Origin of the sequence: Alcaligenes sp. SMD-FA (genome assembly GCF_025960365.1) — a bacterium.
Classification (GTDB): Bacteria; Pseudomonadota; Gammaproteobacteria; order Burkholderiales; family Burkholderiaceae_B; genus Alcaligenes; species Alcaligenes aquatilis.
Map to the genome: position 1 here is coordinate 1,495,593 of NZ_CP110108.1, position 15,265 is coordinate 1,510,857.

Below are 15,265 nucleotides of genomic sequence, written 5' to 3' on the forward strand. Positions count from 1 at the left end.
TAAAAATGGCTGATTACGGTGTGACTCCGGAGGGATTTGTGCGTCCGCGCCTGCCTGAGATCCGGATGGAAATCATAGAAGAGCTGCGCCGCAATTTACGTGTTCGCGGCTTGCCTGATGATATGGAAACTAGGCCGGACTCGGTAACGGGGATAGTGATCGACACGTTTGCCGAGCGTGAAGCGGCTCTATGGGAAATGGGAGAGGGGGTGTATTACGCCATGTACCCGGGTTCGGCCAGTGGCGCCTCCCTGGATCGGGCCGTCTCCTTTTCGGGAGTCAAGCGCCTGAAGGCAGAGCGCAGTCGAGTGTATGTCGTGGCTTACGGCTTGCAGGGCACTCAAATTCCGGCCAGCGCACAGATTCGGCACCGCAGTACGCAAACGATCTGGCGCACAACACAGAACCTGACTATCGGAGCAGAGGCCGCCGCAGATGTGCGCATTACTCCGCTTGTGCAGTCTTCGGCCAGCTATTCGGTGACGGTGGATGGCACGCCTTATGTCTATACCAGTGGCGCTGGGGCCACCATGGCTTCTGTCCTGGCGGGGTTGATGGCGGCTTTGGCACCCAGCGGTTTGCAGATCGCCAGTGACGGCGCAACCATCCGTTTGGTTGCTGTGGCCACCTTGGCAGTCAGTGTCCAGCTTAGCAGCAACCTGTCTTTCGCAGAGATTGGTTCGCCTGTGCTGGCCGAAACCGTGGATGCGATTGCCGAGAAGGCCGAACCAGGTGATCTGGATTCGATAGTGACGCTGGTTGCTGGCTGGGCGCGGGTGGTGAATTTGCAGCCAGGTGCAGTGGGACATCAGCGAGAAACAGACGCTCAGTTGCGTGCGCGCTATCGCCTGGGTGTATTCCGGTTTGGTGCCGCCACGCTGCCAAGTATCGGCCCCAACATTCTTAATGAGGTCCCCGGTATTCGTGATATCCGGGTCTTCAACAATCAAACCGATGAAATTGATGCCGCTGGGCGCAAGCCGCACAGCGTGCATGTGATTGCTGATGGTGGGCTTGATGATGATATTGCTCACGCGATTTATCGCTTCAAGAGCGGTGGCATTGATACCAACGGGGCAGTCACCAAAGTACTGGACACATCGGAAGGGACCCAACTGATTCAGTTTGATCGGCCCCAGGCTGTGTATGTGTGGGTGCGAGCAGTGGTGAGCCTGCTACCGGTGGACGAGCAGGCCTTTCCGCCAGATGGTTTCGGGCAGATTGAGAAAGCCATTTTGGCGACCGGACAAGAGCACACAATCGGTCTGGATGTGCGCCACCAGCGATTCTTTTGCCTGATTTATGGCACCAGGGGAATTGCACAGGTGGATTTGAAACTTGCCCACTCCACTGACCCTGATTTTGTGCCTCGTCCAACTGATTACAAAGCAGCCAATATCGAGATCGGGGATGCCCAGAAGGCGCTGTTTGATGCCAGCCGGATTGAGGTGACGTGATGAATCTGGAACAAGGTCATGCCGATGTTGCCTGGAAACACTTTCTGGACCAATACGGAGGCTCCTCAAGACTGGAGTCCTTGGTGCGAGCCTTATATGCACCGCTTGAACATCATCAGCTCAAGGCTTTGCACGACGAGCGCTGGCTGGATGTCGCGGTGGGCCGACAACTGGATGGCATTGGCCAGATCGTTGGGCAATCTCGCGAAATTGAAAACTCGGTTTATGTGCAGTTCTTCGGCTTTGTTGGCCAGCCTGCGACCGTTGGCTTCGACTTGGCGCGTATCCGTCGTGAGCATGAAAGCGAAATATCCGGATCCAGCAAGCCTCTGGATCCGGAGTACCGGCGCATCCTGTACTGGAAGATCGCCGTCAACAATGGGCATGGCACGAGCCCGGAAATGGCTGCGGCCTTGAAGACGATTTTTGACGTGTCCCAAGTGCGCATCAAAGACGTGGGTAACGCCAAGCTGAATATCTGGATCAGCGCTTTACCCGGCCCTAATAATCCCTTGATGGCCGACCCGTATCAATGGGTGCCTGCGGCGGCTGGAGTGGGGGTCCACATATTGACAGGGTCTAACGACAAACCGTTTGGCTTTACCAGTCAGGGCTTTTATGGCTTTGGCATCGGAATGCTTGCACGAGTGATTTGACAACCAATATTGCCAACCACGCACGCGTGTTGGTAGCCACCGCCTTCGGACGGTCTTTTTATGAGGTGTGAACATGGCAGTAGTGAATTTTTATTCTGGCTTCGAATACAAATGGGGCCAAACTGGCGGTGTGATTGATCTGCAAGATGATCAGTACAAACTGGGCTGGGCCTTTATCGGTTCGACCCCGCCTTCTGTGGAGCAGTTCAACAAACTGCAGCAACTGAATGATGAAAAGTTTGCCTGGTTGTGGGGGCAGTTCAAGTCGGCTGCCAGTGCGCGCAAGGTCACGCTTGGTGCCAATGACCTGCTGGGGCTGAACAAGTTGTTGACGGCAGCGACACCTGATGCGAGTGCGACGGTCAAGGGCATGACGGCCTACGCCAGTGATGCGGAAGCCGCTGCCCGGACGGTCAAGACCAAGGCCCTAACTCCTTATGGTCTGGGTCTGAACCTGCAGTCCTCGGCCCGGGATACCACCGCCGGCAAAATCCTGACAGTGGGTGCATTTGGCTTGGGAAGGGCCGGTGCAGATACGACGATTGATGCCTGGCCAGCGGAAAACCTGAGCACGCTGGACGTGGGGGCTGGCATGTATTACGTGCCAAATGCACAAGGAGCCGCCAGCAATTTACCCGCCGGTGTGACTAATCAAGGGGTGGTATTCCACCGTCAGTCAGGTTCCGGTGGCGGTCAGCTCTATGCCTCTTTTGATGGTGAGCTTGCTTGGCGTGGCCGTCGATCCGGTGAGTACACCGCGTGGAACCGGGCGTTGGCTGTGGGTGACTATGGCTTGGGTGCGGGTACCGTTAATCCGGCTAATGGCCGGGATAGTGTCAATCCATTTGGCTGGTACTACCAGAACCGTACTACGACCTGGGGTGGAGGCTCGTTCTTTTTGGATATGCCGTATGGCACGGCACTGAATGCAGGTTTGCGCCTTTCTACCGATCCTTACACTGATAATTTTTATTTGAACGGTGGTGTGTCGGGCAAGAAGGAGTATCGGGCCGCCTGCAAAATCTGGCACAACAAGAACTTTGATCCCGATACGAAGGCCGACAAATCGACCTCGATCCCCACATTTGCCACTGCACCAAAGACCAACCAAGGTCCGGTGATTTACGTGATCGATCGCCAACAGCTCTTGCAATGGCAGACTATCGGTTCGTTTACAGGCTATGCCAGCCTGAACGTCGGTCGTTTTGTCTGGGGGACGTCGAAGAATGCCCGCGTGGATGAAGTTGATGCAATTGGGCAGGTCGTTGCTCCAACCAATACACGCTTTGTTGCCCTGGTGGCCTGGGCGGAGGCAAACGGCCACGTCGTCGCTCCAGGGGACTGGAAGAAGGGGGCATTTGTGTTTTCGAAAGTCTCTGCAGGCAGTTTCCGCCTGCCTGATTTGCGTGATCAATTCATCCGCGCAACCGGAACTGACGCTGACACTGCAAATGCGAGGGTGTTAGGTACTGCTCAAAAAGAGACCGTCAGGCGAGAGAAGCATGATGTCTATGGTTTGAAATCAGGGGGGGATATTCATACTTTGGACAGAGCAAAGCTTGGTGCTATAGGGGTTAGTGCCTCGATTGGTTTGCCTGACTCAATTGATCCCGGGATTATTTACGGCTTTGTTCAGACAGGAAGTGGAGTTGAAACACGCTCCGCCAATATGGGATTGCACCCACGTATTCAGGTTTGAATGCGCGGGTGGAGAGCCGTATTTTGCGGTCGCGTTTCGGAGCCCTGATTTGGGACCATTGCTGCGGATAAAGGCCCCAGAGAGCCGCCTGTATCAGCCCCCACTAAAGAAATAGATGCGCCTGTCACGTCAAAGCTACTTGATGCCCAAGTCTGAATCGGGAGCATTTTTGTGGCTGCAGGTTGCGCATTACCCAAACCTCTCGCATTTGCAGTCCCATAGTCACTTTTTTAATTTTTCAAGCCACCACGATGTGGTCAGGAGTTTTTATGACTTATTTTCAAACTGATGCTCATGGCCTGTTTTGCGGCCAGACCCCTTATCAAGAGAAAGGATTTGGTGATGTCGTCGTTGCGCCGCCCAGCACTATTCCTGCCGGTAAGGTAGCACGTTGGGTGTCTCGCCTGGAAACGCTGGATATTCAGTACGGGGATGCAAATACTGGAGAGTGGCAACTGGTGGAGGACAATCGCCAAGCTACGCTTTATACCCCGGATGGTCCTTACACCCTCGGCGAATCCTACTTTGGCCAGACTTATGATGGCCTGGGAGTCTTGCCCCCTTGGCTGAGTGTCGAGTCTGGTCCTGAGGTGGAGCCAAGCCTGGAGCAACTGCGTGAACAGCAGTTAACCCTTGTGAACGCGGGTTTTGAGAGTGCCGTGTCTGAGTTGACTGCCGGTTATCCTGCAACTGAGCGCTTGACCTGGCCTGTACAGCAGGCAGAGGCCCTGGCATGGTCCAAAGACTCATCGATAGCAACGCCGTATCTGGATGGCATTGCGACTGCCCGTGGCATTTCGTTGGACGAAATGCGTGAAAAGACCTTGACACAAGTGCGGTCGTTTCTGGAGTTGACCCAGCATCTCATTGGTGTGCGTCAGGGCTTGCGTGATCAGATTGATGCTGCTGTTTCCGAGGAGGCTGTCAAAGCCATTGTTTGGCCGGTATCAGGCGCTCAGGCGTAAGTGGTCAGCTTGGGAGCGGCCCAGTTTGCTGCGCATCAGTTTTTGAGCCAAGTCCCGCCCGCGAGGATGAAAGTAGCGTTGCAACATCCGGGTATCTCTATGCCCGGTCACTTTGGCAAGCTCGTGGGCGGGGAAGACATCAGCTAACCGAGAAGTAGCTTCATGGCGTAAGTCGTGAAACCGCAAATCCAGAAAGTAGGCTCGTACAGGACGCCGGTTGTAGCCACGGCACAAGGCTTCGTAGGCTTTACGTGCGCGCAGGCGGGCGCGCGCGAAAGCTCGGCTGATAGATCCGGGAGTGACATCAAAAATGCGGCCACGCAGTGGTTTGCCCACTAGCCATTTGCGCAGTGCGTCGCGGGCGAACGGTGTTAAAGGCACATAACGGGTGTCCCCATTCTTGGTGTCTTGCAAGGTAATGACCCCATGGGTCAGATCAATTTGCTCGCGCGTCAGATTCACGATTTCCGAGCGACGCATGCCTGTTTCCACCGCCAAGCTGACCACAGTGGGCAGACAACTGGAGCGGGTGTGTTTCAGGATCCACTCGAACTCGGAGCGTGGGCATTCCTCAGCGCTGACGCCATACAGACGAATCTGATTAAAAAGTCGACGGTCGCGTGCATCGTTGACAGCGGGGCGTCGAATTAGCTGAACCGGGTTAGCCAACCAGCTATAGCCCCAATCTTTACGGGCGACGGTATATAGATGGGATAGCAGGGCCATCCGTCGATTGACGGTAGCGGGAGCGCGATCTTGCATCCATTCGTCGCGTACGCGTTGCAAGTCTTGCGGGGTAATCCGCGCTAGGTTCCGGTTTGCCAACAGGGTGCTATTCCAGGCCCGGGTTAGTGAACGCTCCTGGTAGGCCGATTTTTTTAGTGTAGACACCTCACTCAGGTATCGCTCCAAGGCCTCTGCCAATGAAGGGCAGGTTCGGGAAAGGCGGCGCTGACGGGTGGCATTCATAAGTAAATCTGTCTTGTAGGCCATATAGCAGCTCGCTTCAACTGTGATTTTTAACAGCCCATGTTTCTGTGGAGCGTTTATTCGGCGTTTTTGCGGGTTCCCTAGTTTGGTGATCACGCTTATTTAAGGAAAAAAAATGATGTTCGATAACGACGCCGCTCACCTACCCATAAGCACCGGTTCGGCCCTGCTTATTTATGGTTGGACCATGCAGGATTTTGTGCTGACTTTATGGGCGGCTTATGTGGTGATTTTGATCGTGACCAAGCTGCCCGAGTTCATTCGGGCGGCTGCGCGGATTGTGGGTGGGGTGCGGCAGGCCTGGCGCCAGCTCAAGGAGTGGAAGCATGGATCTGAAGACTAAGTGGGGGGCGGGGGTGATCTCGGCGGCGATTGCTTTGGTTGCTGCTTGGGAAGGGCGCTCTTTGATCGCCTATGTGGACCCGGTGGGCATCCCGACCATTTGCGACGGCTACACGCAAGGGGTCAAGCTGGGGGATGTGGCCAGCCCGGCACATTGTGACGCTTTGACCGAGCAGGAGGTGCGTCGTGCTTTGGCTGTGGTGGATCGCTCTGTGAGCTATCCCTTGCCCGACGAAGTCCGTGTGGCACTGAGCAGCTTTGTTTATAACGTGGGGGCCGGGGCGTTTGCCAATTCCACTTTGCTGCGCAAGCTACGGGTTCAGGATATAGCCGGAGCATGTCGGGAGCTAGACCGTTGGGTTTATGCCGGTGGCCGCAAACTGCGGGGGCTGGAGCGGCGGCGTCAGGCAGAGAGGCAGCTATGTCTATCAAGTCTGCTTTAGCAGGGGCTGCTGTTCTGGCAGCCCTTTTTTTATGGGTGGCGCTGTATGGCCAGGGGCAGTATCGCAAGGGCTATGAGCTGGCTCGCGCAGAGACCAGGGCGGCGCAGTTGCAGGCGGAAGTCCGTGCGCGCCTGATGGAACAACGATTACAAAAGGAGGTGGAGGATGTTCGAGTTACGTATCAAACACAGTTGGATGCGGCCCAGCGTGCTGCTGTGGCTGTTCGCGCCGATCTTGACGGCTTGCGCGGCAAGCTCGTCGCCGCCAATGATCGTGTCGCCGCTCAGGCTGCCCGAGCCGGACAAACGCTGGATGCAAACGCCCGAATTGCCAGCGAGCTGCGCCACGTGGTCGGCCTGTGCGCAGAACGATATACAGAAATGGCAAGCGTTGCTGACGGATACAGGAGCGCTTTAGGTGGTTTGCAGGGGTATGTATTTAATGTGCGGTAATGCTGGCTGTGTTTGATAGTTATCGGTTTGAGCGAAAGTATTGCCAAGCGATTGCTCCAGCACCTATTCCGATCAGGGATCCGATAAATGCTGCCTTAAGTCGACTTAACAATGCGTCCTCGTTAAGCATGTCGAGTCTGGGCACTCTTTGCATAGGGTCATATCTAAACCAAGGCCACCAGTAGTAAATCAATATAGCCAAAAAAATGAGGGCAATGACGCCAAAAACGCGTCCGTCCCAGAGGAGCGTATCTCTCAGTCCATTGACGATCAGTGTGGTAAAGAAGAGCCAGAGAAAGGCATAAAAGCCTACATTTAGCATGAGTGCCCAAGAGCTAAGCATTGTATTTTGTCCTATGTCAAAATAAATGAATATAGCGCTTTTCGTTCAAAGGTGCAGCCGTTTGCGGGAGGGGGCTTAAAGAGTGTTCGATTGCGTTTGGCTTAAGCTTTCAACTGTTCACGTTTGTAGAAAAGGTTAAGTTCTCGCGTTGACTGCAGCCTAATTTTAGGCAAGGTGCTCGCTTCAAAAATGCTCAAATACTTGTGGCGATTAGGCGGTGTGACGATGGCGATGTGGCGGATCATTTGCCATTTCACGCTGTCTTTACTGCCCTCCAGAGCACCACGACGATCTCGCTCAAACAGGGTGCGCCGAAAGTAGCGCAGCAGGCTGGTCGCAGTGGAAACCTCTAGCACGATAAAGCCTGTCGCGCGCTCCAGGCGTGGGGCCAGGTGACGAGTGTAGTTACCTTCCATCACCCATTGTTCTTGCGCAATAGCCGCCTGATGCAGCGCAACAAAATCCGCTTCGGGGCGGGGAATCCAATTGGTATGGGGTAGGTGGTAGAGCTGATCCAGGTGCACGGCCGGGATGGCCAGTTTGCGTTCGATAGCGTCAGCCAAGGTGGATTTGCCACTATTGGACGGACCAAGAATGCAGATACGGGGGCCGAGGCTTTCAAGAGGGGGCATGGTGCAGTGCAGGTGTGAGGCAGGTCAGTGGCGGTGAGCTAAGTTAAGGTGAATTGAGTCTATCATCACAGCCCTATCTCGTCGCGCTTGGTAAGCAGGCAAGCCCAACACCGCTATTGTGATCAGGACGCTGATGATAGCTGCTGTTATGGTTGGGTTTCAAACGATGAACAATACGAGTTATTGGGCCCACTTAGGTCAAAATGTGCTTGGCCGTTGCACTGACTTTGTTCTCAAGCGTGCTGTCGTTTCCTTCCCATGCCCAGTACACGGGTCCGTCGGAGAGTGGTCAGACGACGCAAGCGGAAGCCTTGAAACATCCTTTGGGTGATCAGGACATGCGGGAGCAAGGCCATCTGCTACCTCAAACGGCCCACCACAAGTTTCTGTTGTCTGGTGGTCGCGGGCAGATCGTGGCGGATTTTCTGAAAACCGTGGACGGATAACCATTGCTTGATACCCCGTTTTTTTGCTGCCTGATTATCCTCATAGGCGCTAATCCAATGTGACGCTACACTGGCCGGGTCGCGGCGCAGGTCGCTTTTTTTCTTCGTGTCCAGAATGGCTAAGATCCTCCCTATCTTGATGTTGGTCGTCTCCAATGTGTTCATGACCATTGCCTGGTATGGGCACCTGAAGTATCCCAATAGCCCATTGCTGAAAGTTGTACTGATCAGTTGGGGTATTGCCTTGGTGGAATATTGCCTGGCAGTGCCGGCTAATCGTTTGGGGCATACCGTTTACAGTGCGGCCCAGTTAAAGACCATGCAGGAAGTGATTACCTTGCTGGTGTTTGTGGTGTTCTCGGTGCTATATCTAAAAGAGAGTTTTACGCTTAATCACCTGGTCGGTTTCACGCTGATTGGTGCCGGGGCATTTTTTATATTTTATGGGCCACTGAAATAAGGAATACCTTATTGCCGGTACAAAAAGGGCCCCCTCGCTACGCCTTTGGCTTGCTGCCCCCCGGGGGGGGGTTGTCTTGGGGCGGCCCGGCGACAAAAAAAAGCCTCGCATATTGCAAGGCTTGAAGCCGGATAAATAGGGAGGTGGAAAATGTTATCCGGTATTCCCATATTACGTATGAGTAAGCTTGTTGACTAGGTTCAATGCATAGCAGTGCGTAACTGTTTGTGGCTCCCTGGCTGCGATTTCTTATCCTGTTGTGGCAATTTGAAATAGGGTTTTTTTCTAAGCCTAATAAAAAAACAGCCTGAAATAAATGACCCCCAAGATGGCTTAAACCAGCCTTGGGGGTATTGAATTCGGCCATTCGTGAAGACAGCACTCAGATAGGGTAGCTGCCTGACTTATTTGCCGATTTGTTCAGATTCCACCACCATGTCCAGCACGTCGGCCTTGGAAGAGGCATCAGCAGGGACGTTCTTCAGTTCGTAGCGGTTGATACGCAGCACGTTACGAACACCTGGTGTGTGGGTGTAGCCCTCGATGTCACCGTAGTAGTACATCCATTCGCCCAGGTGGGTTTTGACACCAGAGTCGTTGTACTGGATTTCACGTACTTTCAGGCACTGGTAGTTGGGCATGAGAGGATGCGAGCAGGCTTCGCGCTGCGCCGCTACTTCCAGAAACACCCGGGTAGGCTCACTGCCATAACGGGTCGTGGCAGTAGGCTCCCCTTTCAGGCGCCATTGGGTGCCGTCCTTGAAGCTCAGAGTCAGGACAGGGGCCGGGTTGTTCGGCGCAGAGTCGGCCTTGCTCATGCTCCATGTCGTTGCCGTAGGCAGCAGCTTGCCCACGGCTTGCTCATTGCGCATCAGTTCGGGGTCCGCGCACATTTTCATAGTGCTGACCGGCGAAGTAAAGCTAATGCTGGAGCCCTTCAAGGTGTAGCCGCTGCCCAGAACATTACACAGATTGTCGACCGACATCATCTTGTCGGTGAAATTCAGGGTGACTTGTTCACCGCCTGCGCCAGCAATAGCGGGGGCTGGCTGGCCGTCTTTGCCTGCAGTGGCAAATAGACGCCAGTGATAAGCCTGCAAAGCGGTTTCTTTGTCCATATGGTGCTCGGAGTTAGCGGGGCTGGATGAGTTGTTTGGAGCCGCACAGGCGGCCAGACCCATTAGTGCGATTGACGCAATCGTTAACTTGAAGGTGCTTTTCATGGGTGGTTTCCTTGTTGAGTCCTTGGCTTGCCTTGTGTGGCGCCCTTGAGGAAAACAAACGCGCTCCGGTGACGTCGTTGCACGGAACAGTTGCCAGTTGGAGTTAGTTTGTTGTTAAAGCCTGTACTTGATTATCCAGGCTTTTGCGCAAAGAGTCTGGCAAGGATAGTAAACGTGCCAGCTCATCAAGATAGGCTCGTTCCATATAACTTTGCTCGTCAATGGCAAGTACGCTGGTCAAATAAATCTCGGCCGCCATCTCGGGTGTTTGAGCCAGTTGGGCAACGGCTTGCGGGTCAACAGGCTTGAGCAGCTCCTGGGACAACCAGTGGCGTGCCTGTTCGGGGGCGGCCATTTTATCGATTTCTGCATCGATCAGTTCGCGCTCGGCATCGCCGATGTGACCGTCTGCCTTGGCAGCAGAGACCAAAGCGGCCAGGATGACCATGGCGTGTGTATCGGCTTGACTGCTGGCGGCCAAAGGCAGTGGGGCGGGAGGAACGGCTTGCACTGGAGAAGGGGCAGCTTGTTGGCCCGCATTTTGCTCTTGCCAGTTCTGGTACACCTTGACGGCCAGGGCGCCCAGGGCAGCGGCTCCACCATAGGCGGCCATGGAACCCCCCATTTTGCGGAATTTCTTGTTGCCTAGCAGTACGCCCAGAACGCCGCCTACAACGGCCCCACCGCCAAAACCACCCGCCTGTTCACTGATCTTTTTACCCAGGCCGGAGGTATTTAACTGGCCTTGGCCTTGTTTCAGGGCGCTTTGGCCGCTTTGCAGAATTTGTTGCAACATTTGCTGAAGTGACATGGATTCGCTCTATCAGGTAAGGGGTAAACAGTAGCTTCGTTATAAACTACTTTATTGGGCGCGCCCGCGTACAATTGTAAGCAGACCTGCCGGGGAAAGTCGCCTAAGAAGGCGGGTATGGCATGGGCAATTGGGTGTCTTGTGTCCCGATCAATCCATATAGGCGCGCTTGCGCTGATATCAAGGGGGGAAGGGCTTAACTGGCTCTGTATATTATGAAATTGACTCGAACTGCTTTCGCTTTGTCCGTAGTGTTGGCCACCTTGGCCGCTCCGGCCCAATCACAAGTCAAAATCGGCGTGATCGCCTCGGCAACCGGGCCGACAGCGGTGGTTGGTTTGCCGCAGCGCAATACAGTGCCCCTCTTGCCAACTAAAGTTGGAGATTTGACCGTTGAGTACATCTCCATGGATGACGCCAGTGATCCGAACCAGACCGTCACCTTGTTCAAGAAAATGATTTCCGAGGACAAGATCGATGCCCTGATCGGGCCTACTGGCTCGCCCAACGCAATGGGCCTGATTCAGTTTGCGGCTGATGCGGGCACGCCGGTGCTGGCACCGGTGGGGGCGGCATCGGTTGTGTTGCCGATGACTGAGCAAAAGAAATGGGTGTTCAAAACCACCCAGAACGATGACATTATTGCTCAGGCCCTGGTCAAGCATATGGTTGACAATGGCGTCAAGACTGCTGGTTTTATCGGGTTCAACGATGCCTATGGCGAGAGCTGGCTGAACGTGTTCAAAAACTTGGCGGACGCAAACAATATCAAGATTGTGGCTACGGAACGCTATGTACGTTCGGACACCTCGGTAACGGGTCAGGCCTTGAAGGTTTACGCCGCTAAACCGGATGTGGTTCTGGTGGCCGGCACGGGCGCGGCTGCCGTGTTGCCGCAAGTGACTTTGGTCAAGCAAGGCTACAAAGGGCAGATTTATCAAACGCACGGCGCCGCTTTACCCGCGTTCTTGAGTCTGGGGGGCGAGCAGGTGGAGGGCACGATTCTGGCCGCCAGCCTGATGCTGGTGTTGCCTGAAATTGAAGACAGCAATCCTGCCAAGCCCATTGCTCAAGATTATATCCAGCGCTACTCCGAGCGTTATGGTCAGGCCCCTGCTACCTTTGGTGCCAACGTCTATGACGCCGGCCTATTGCTGGAAAAGGCGATTCCTGAAGCAGCCAGCAAGGCCAAACCGGGTACGCCTGAGTTTCGTTCTGCCTTGCGTGATGCACTGGAGCAAACTCGTGACTTGGTGGCAACCCAAGGTGTCTACACCATGTCGCCTGAGGACCATAGCGGCTTTGACGAGCGTGGTCGTGAACTGATCACTGTGCGTAACGGCCAATGGCGCTTGCTCAAACCGTAAACAGGTTCGAAGGCAGGTATGAAAAACGCGGCGTCACGCCGCGTTTTTTGTGTTTCCTGATAGATGGAAGGAAAGTCAGGCTGCTGTTCAAGCAGCCTGGCTGGGTAGGCTGAGCAAAATGTGAGGCTCTTCAACTTCAAGCTCAGTTTTCAGGTACTTGGCACCAAAACGGCTGAGCGCCACGGTCAGTTTGGCGGGAATGCCATCCAGAAGAATGTAGTAGTCTTCTTGGCCCTGCTCAATTTGCTGGACAACATCGGGTTGAGAGCGTTGCCAGCCCGCTCCTCCAAGATGGGTAATTCGTTCGTAAGGGTCCCGACGCATATCTTTCGTGACGTATGCAACCTCGATCATTTGCCACCTCATGAAGTTCTTGTTGGGACCTTCATCATTGGGCATAAGCAGGCTGGTAGCCATTAGGGATTTTACGAACCTTGAGGTTTATACCTTCAAAGCCTTGATCAGATAAGGGTCCAGGTCCGGCTGGCGCAGCAACCAGTTCTTGTAATCCTGTGGCACATCGGCAATAGCCATGCCCTTGTGTTTGCCAAAATGCAAAACGGTGGGAATGCGGGCGTGCTCGGAGAGCTGCCACAACTGTTCCCAGGTGTTGATGTTCTGCTTGAGCCCCAACAAATACTGCAGCAGCGACAGGCAATTGCGTACGTCGGCCAGTGCGCTGTGTGCGTTGCGCAGGCGTTCGCGAGCATTGGCGCGATCAATGTGATAAATCAGAGCAGATTGGCTGTAGCTATCCAGGCCTGGAATCAAGTGGCGCGATAAGGCCAAGGTACAGATACGCTTGATATTGGGGGAACCGGCCACCCCCCAGTCATAGTCCACATTGTGGCCGATGATGTATTGGGTGTCGGCAGGCAGTTTGAATTCGGTGTGCGGGGGGCAGTCCTGCAGCTCCTCGTCATAGATGTGATGCGTGGCCAAGGCGCCTAGCGTATTGGCTTGATCAGGCCGGTAGCGTTGCTCAAATTCTTCATTGACCAGCAAAAATACCGGGTCGCTCAAACGCAACCAAGCGGCCTCGATGACTTGAGGCTGGGCAGTGCCGGTGGTTTCAGTATCAAACAGCAGGGCAGACATACAAGAATCGCTAACAGACAAAGCCGTCATGGTAGTGCATGTGTCTGGCTTTGCCTATACGGGCTTGAGGCGAAACCCTTCAGGAGTTCCCCAGCGATTGGTGCGTAGTAGCCAGTGAGTCTGGCAGTTCAGACAGCGATACTGTGTTTCGTGGGCTCCGTCAGGAGATGGGGGGTGTTGCCCAACTAAGCGCAAATCGGCATGCGCTTGGCTAGTACTGACACCCTGTGGCAAGGCCAAACATGCCTGGCACAAGGGCGAGCCGTAAACTGACGCCATATCACCGCTCCCTGATGTGTTGTTTCGTATTGATACATCAGTATCGGTTTGCTTACGGATAGCGTCAAGTACCTGTCTTGGGCTCGGGCAAATGATAGGAATAACTTTGATCCCTACCCGCGCGTTTTGCTTCGTACAAGGCAGTGTCTGCTTGGCGTAGCAACGCGTGTAGATCCAGGGTTGAAGAGTCCAAAGTGGCGATGCCCAAACTGGCAGTCATAGTCAGTTGTTGGTCGTTGTCCAGGCAAAAGGGCAGCAAGGAAATGCTTTTACGGACTCGCTCAGCAACAGCATGCGCTTGTAGTGCGCTGCAGTCCGGCAACAAAATACCAAATTCTTCTCCGCCTAGCCGGCCACATACATCGGTCTCGCGCAAAGCCAGTGAAATACGTTGGGTAACTGCGCTCAAGGCCAGATCGCCGACATGGTGGCCGTGGGTGTCGTTAACGGGCTTGAAGTGGTCGATGTCCAGAACGATGACGCTGATAGGAACCTGTTTCAAACGGCATTGGGTCAGTATTGTCTGGCTTTGCTGATAAAAAGCCTGTTTGTTGAGCAAGCCCGTCAGGTCATCGTGGTGGGCAAGTTGCTGCAGTTTTTCAACCGCCAGATTGCGTGCTGACATCAGGCTGGCGCTGGTGATCGAGGCCAGCGCAATGGAAGCAATCCCGATGCGCAGTGACAGCAGGTCTAGCGAGGTGTGGAACTGATTGGGCAAGAAGTACACCGGCGGGCTCAGAGCAAACAGTGTCCAGAGCACATAGAACAACGTCAGTAAGGTGGTCGAAAAGAGCGAGTAGCTAAGGGCGCACCACAATAAAGGCAGGACGGGAAAGGCCAGGGAGCCGGGGCCGTCAATCAGCAGGCTTAACAAGCTGGCCAATAACAAGGACAGAGCGGGCGCTAACTGGGCCAGGCTCATCAGGTGCGGTTCGTTCCAGTATTCCAGAAAGCGGCGCCAAGGGCGCGCGGGGGCGGTCAGGATGACGGGCAAGATAGCGCTATAGGAAATCAAGCTAGTCAGCATCCAGGACAGAATGGCCAAAGGCAAATCCTGATCGGTATGCAGATACAGGGCAAAACCGCCTAGCAAGGCAGATAAAACGCAGGCCAGGCCGTAGTAGGAGGCCAGCGTCAACATCGCCTGGGGGCGACGCAGGGAAAGATCCAACTGGCGATTGCGGGTGATCAGCCAATACGCCAGGCTGACGCCGCTGACATCGGCTATGGTTAAAAGCAGCGCAATGGGTAGGGGGTTGGTGGCAAGCAGCTCGGCACAGAAATAGGCCAGCGTAATGAGTAGCCAGTTAAATTTTTGACTGGCCCAGTCTGGGCGGCGGATAAACAGACCCAGAAGCACACCTTCGGTAGGCCAGAAGATGGTTAGTGCATCGGAATGGTGCAGCTTGGTACCCAGCAGGGTCAGAAGTAGGACCAGGCTGAACAGGAAAAACCGGGAGAGATAGGAGTAGCGCCGGGGTGGGCGCAAGCAGAAAGCCTGCTTTGGTTTCATATCCGTTGCCATAGGAGCGCACGCTCAACGTGGACGCTTTACAGCGTCGGATAAGTTTTAAGCCGCCACTATTTTAGGACGAAAGCAGG

17 protein-coding genes are annotated in these 15,265 nt (G+C 54.5%); 10 read left to right on the top strand and 7 right to left on the bottom strand.

Annotated elements, in window-relative coordinates; translation table 11 throughout:
* Window positions 1-5 precede the first annotated feature (5 nt).
* The 4 genes from OKX01_RS06890 to OKX01_RS06905 all read left to right on the top strand — a co-directional run bounded on the left by OKX01_RS06890 (window position 6) and on the right by OKX01_RS06905 (window position 4,777).
* Window positions 6-1,457 carry a hypothetical protein gene (locus OKX01_RS06890; protein WP_108727278.1) on the top strand — a complete coding sequence of 484 codons (1,452 nt, stop codon included), beginning with the start codon at window positions 6-8 and terminating at the stop codon, window positions 1,455-1,457.
* Window positions 1,457-2,113, top strand: a complete 657-nt coding sequence (locus OKX01_RS06895; protein ID WP_264672673.1) for a DUF2612 domain-containing protein — start codon at window positions 1,457-1,459, stop codon at window positions 2,111-2,113. Before OKX01_RS06890 ends, OKX01_RS06895 begins: the two co-directional genes overlap by 1 nt.
* A 73-nt stretch (window positions 2,114-2,186) precedes the next feature.
* A complete protein-coding gene (locus OKX01_RS06900) occupies window positions 2,187-3,812 on the top strand; it encodes a hypothetical protein (protein WP_264672674.1) in 1,626 nt (541 codons plus the stop codon).
* A gap of 269 nt (window positions 3,813-4,081) precedes the next feature.
* Window positions 4,082-4,777 carry a hypothetical protein gene (locus OKX01_RS06905; RefSeq protein ID WP_264672675.1) on the top strand — a complete coding sequence of 232 codons (696 nt, stop codon included), beginning with the start codon at window positions 4,082-4,084 and terminating at the stop codon, window positions 4,775-4,777.
* Here OKX01_RS06905 and OKX01_RS06910 read toward each other — a convergent pair.
* Window positions 4,760-5,668, bottom strand: coding sequence for a site-specific integrase (locus OKX01_RS06910; RefSeq protein WP_264672676.1), 909 nt, complete (start codon window positions 5,666-5,668; stop codon window positions 4,760-4,762). The genes OKX01_RS06905 and OKX01_RS06910 overlap by 18 nt on opposite strands.
* A gap of 214 nt (window positions 5,669-5,882) precedes the next feature.
* Here OKX01_RS06910 and OKX01_RS06915 point away from each other — a divergent pair, with 214 nt between their 5' ends.
* From OKX01_RS06915 to OKX01_RS06925, 3 genes are read left to right on the top strand one after another with little or no spacing between them, the layout of a single operon-like run.
* Window positions 5,883-6,110 carry a hypothetical protein gene (locus tag OKX01_RS06915; RefSeq protein ID WP_159086110.1) on the top strand — a complete coding sequence of 76 codons (228 nt, stop codon included), beginning with the start codon at window positions 5,883-5,885 and terminating at the stop codon, window positions 6,108-6,110.
* Entirely contained in the window at window positions 6,094-6,552 is a 459-nt protein-coding gene (locus OKX01_RS06920; RefSeq protein ID WP_094196337.1) for a lysozyme, read from the top strand. The genes OKX01_RS06915 and OKX01_RS06920 overlap by 17 nt, the downstream gene beginning before the upstream one ends.
* A complete protein-coding gene (locus OKX01_RS06925) occupies window positions 6,531-7,004 on the top strand; it encodes a DUF2514 family protein (RefSeq protein WP_264672677.1) in 474 nt (157 codons plus the stop codon). Before OKX01_RS06920 ends, OKX01_RS06925 begins: the two co-directional genes overlap by 22 nt.
* Before the next feature lie 444 nt (window positions 7,005-7,448).
* On the opposite strand, the gene OKX01_RS06930 is transcribed toward OKX01_RS06925, so the two are convergent.
* Entirely contained in the window at window positions 7,449-7,979 is a 531-nt protein-coding gene (locus OKX01_RS06930) for an AAA family ATPase (protein WP_108727285.1), read from the bottom strand.
* 203 nt (window positions 7,980-8,182) lie between these two features.
* Between OKX01_RS06930 and OKX01_RS06935 the strand changes: the two genes are divergently transcribed.
* On the top strand, window positions 8,183-8,425 hold the full coding sequence (locus OKX01_RS06935) for a hypothetical protein (protein ID WP_264672678.1): 243 nt from the start codon (window positions 8,183-8,185) through the stop codon (window positions 8,423-8,425).
* A gap of 115 nt (window positions 8,426-8,540) precedes the next feature.
* The gene (locus tag OKX01_RS06940) at window positions 8,541-8,885 is read left to right on the top strand and encodes a DMT family protein (protein ID WP_094196341.1); all 345 of its coding nucleotides are present in this window, start codon (window positions 8,541-8,543) and stop codon (window positions 8,883-8,885) included.
* A 404-nt stretch (window positions 8,886-9,289) separates the two neighbouring features.
* On the opposite strand, the gene OKX01_RS06945 is transcribed toward OKX01_RS06940, so the two are convergent.
* Entirely contained in the window at window positions 9,290-10,108 is an 819-nt protein-coding gene (locus OKX01_RS06945; protein ID WP_108727286.1) for an META and DUF4377 domain-containing protein, read from the bottom strand.
* A gap of 103 nt (window positions 10,109-10,211) precedes the next feature.
* Complete coding sequence (locus OKX01_RS06950) at window positions 10,212-10,919, bottom strand: tellurite resistance TerB family protein (protein ID WP_121738671.1); 708 nt, start codon at window positions 10,917-10,919, stop codon at window positions 10,212-10,214.
* 215 nt (window positions 10,920-11,134) lie between these two features.
* Between OKX01_RS06950 and OKX01_RS06955 the strand changes: the two genes are divergently transcribed.
* On the top strand, window positions 11,135-12,286 hold the full coding sequence (locus OKX01_RS06955) for an ABC transporter substrate-binding protein (protein ID WP_125277509.1): 1,152 nt from the start codon (window positions 11,135-11,137) through the stop codon (window positions 12,284-12,286).
* An 87-nt stretch (window positions 12,287-12,373) separates the two neighbouring features.
* On the opposite strand, the gene OKX01_RS06960 is transcribed toward OKX01_RS06955, so the two are convergent.
* From OKX01_RS06960 to OKX01_RS06970, 3 genes are all read right to left on the bottom strand, one after another.
* Window positions 12,374-12,640 carry a DUF3892 domain-containing protein gene (locus tag OKX01_RS06960; RefSeq protein ID WP_230018614.1) on the bottom strand — a complete coding sequence of 89 codons (267 nt, stop codon included), beginning with the start codon at window positions 12,638-12,640 and terminating at the stop codon, window positions 12,374-12,376.
* An 87-nt stretch (window positions 12,641-12,727) separates the two neighbouring features.
* Entirely contained in the window at window positions 12,728-13,384 is a 657-nt protein-coding gene (locus OKX01_RS06965) for a 3'-5' exonuclease (RefSeq protein ID WP_094198314.1), read from the bottom strand.
* Between the two features lie 343 nt (window positions 13,385-13,727).
* Entirely contained in the window at window positions 13,728-15,176 is a 1,449-nt protein-coding gene (locus OKX01_RS06970; protein ID WP_264672679.1) for a sensor domain-containing diguanylate cyclase, read from the bottom strand.
* Between the last annotated feature and the right edge of the window lie 89 nt (window positions 15,177-15,265).

Excerpts from the sequence above, each read along its gene's own strand:
- OKX01_RS06890 (WP_108727278.1), top strand. The coding sequence starts at position 6 with ATGGCTGATTACGGTGTGACTCCGGAGGGATTTGTGCGTCCGCGCCTG.
- OKX01_RS06895 (WP_264672673.1), top strand. The coding sequence starts at position 1,457 with ATGAATCTGGAACAAGGTCATGCCGATGTTGCCTGGAAACACTTTCTG.
- OKX01_RS06900 (WP_264672674.1), top strand. The coding sequence starts at position 2,187 with ATGGCAGTAGTGAATTTTTATTCTGGCTTCGAATACAAATGGGGCCAA.
- OKX01_RS06905 (WP_264672675.1), top strand. The coding sequence starts at position 4,082 with ATGACTTATTTTCAAACTGATGCTCATGGCCTGTTTTGCGGCCAGACC.
- OKX01_RS06915 (WP_159086110.1), top strand. The coding sequence starts at position 5,883 with ATGATGTTCGATAACGACGCCGCTCACCTACCCATAAGCACCGGTTCG.
- OKX01_RS06920 (WP_094196337.1), top strand. The coding sequence starts at position 6,094 with ATGGATCTGAAGACTAAGTGGGGGGCGGGGGTGATCTCGGCGGCGATT.
- OKX01_RS06925 (WP_264672677.1), top strand. The coding sequence starts at position 6,531 with ATGTCTATCAAGTCTGCTTTAGCAGGGGCTGCTGTTCTGGCAGCCCTT.
- OKX01_RS06930 (WP_108727285.1), bottom strand. The coding sequence starts at position 7,979 with ATGCCCCCTCTTGAAAGCCTCGGCCCCCGTATCTGCATTCTTGGTCCG.
- OKX01_RS06935 (WP_264672678.1), top strand. The coding sequence starts at position 8,183 with ATGTGCTTGGCCGTTGCACTGACTTTGTTCTCAAGCGTGCTGTCGTTT.
- OKX01_RS06940 (WP_094196341.1), top strand. The coding sequence starts at position 8,541 with ATGGCTAAGATCCTCCCTATCTTGATGTTGGTCGTCTCCAATGTGTTC.
- OKX01_RS06945 (WP_108727286.1), bottom strand. The coding sequence starts at position 10,108 with ATGAAAAGCACCTTCAAGTTAACGATTGCGTCAATCGCACTAATGGGT.
- OKX01_RS06950 (WP_121738671.1), bottom strand. The coding sequence starts at position 10,919 with ATGTCACTTCAGCAAATGTTGCAACAAATTCTGCAAAGCGGCCAAAGC.
- OKX01_RS06955 (WP_125277509.1), top strand. The coding sequence starts at position 11,135 with ATGAAATTGACTCGAACTGCTTTCGCTTTGTCCGTAGTGTTGGCCACC.
- OKX01_RS06960 (WP_230018614.1), bottom strand. The coding sequence starts at position 12,640 with ATGATCGAGGTTGCATACGTCACGAAAGATATGCGTCGGGACCCTTAC.
- OKX01_RS06965 (WP_094198314.1), bottom strand. The coding sequence starts at position 13,384 with ATGTCTGCCCTGCTGTTTGATACTGAAACCACCGGCACTGCCCAGCCT.
- OKX01_RS06970 (WP_264672679.1), bottom strand. The coding sequence starts at position 15,176 with ATGAAACCAAAGCAGGCTTTCTGCTTGCGCCCACCCCGGCGCTACTCC.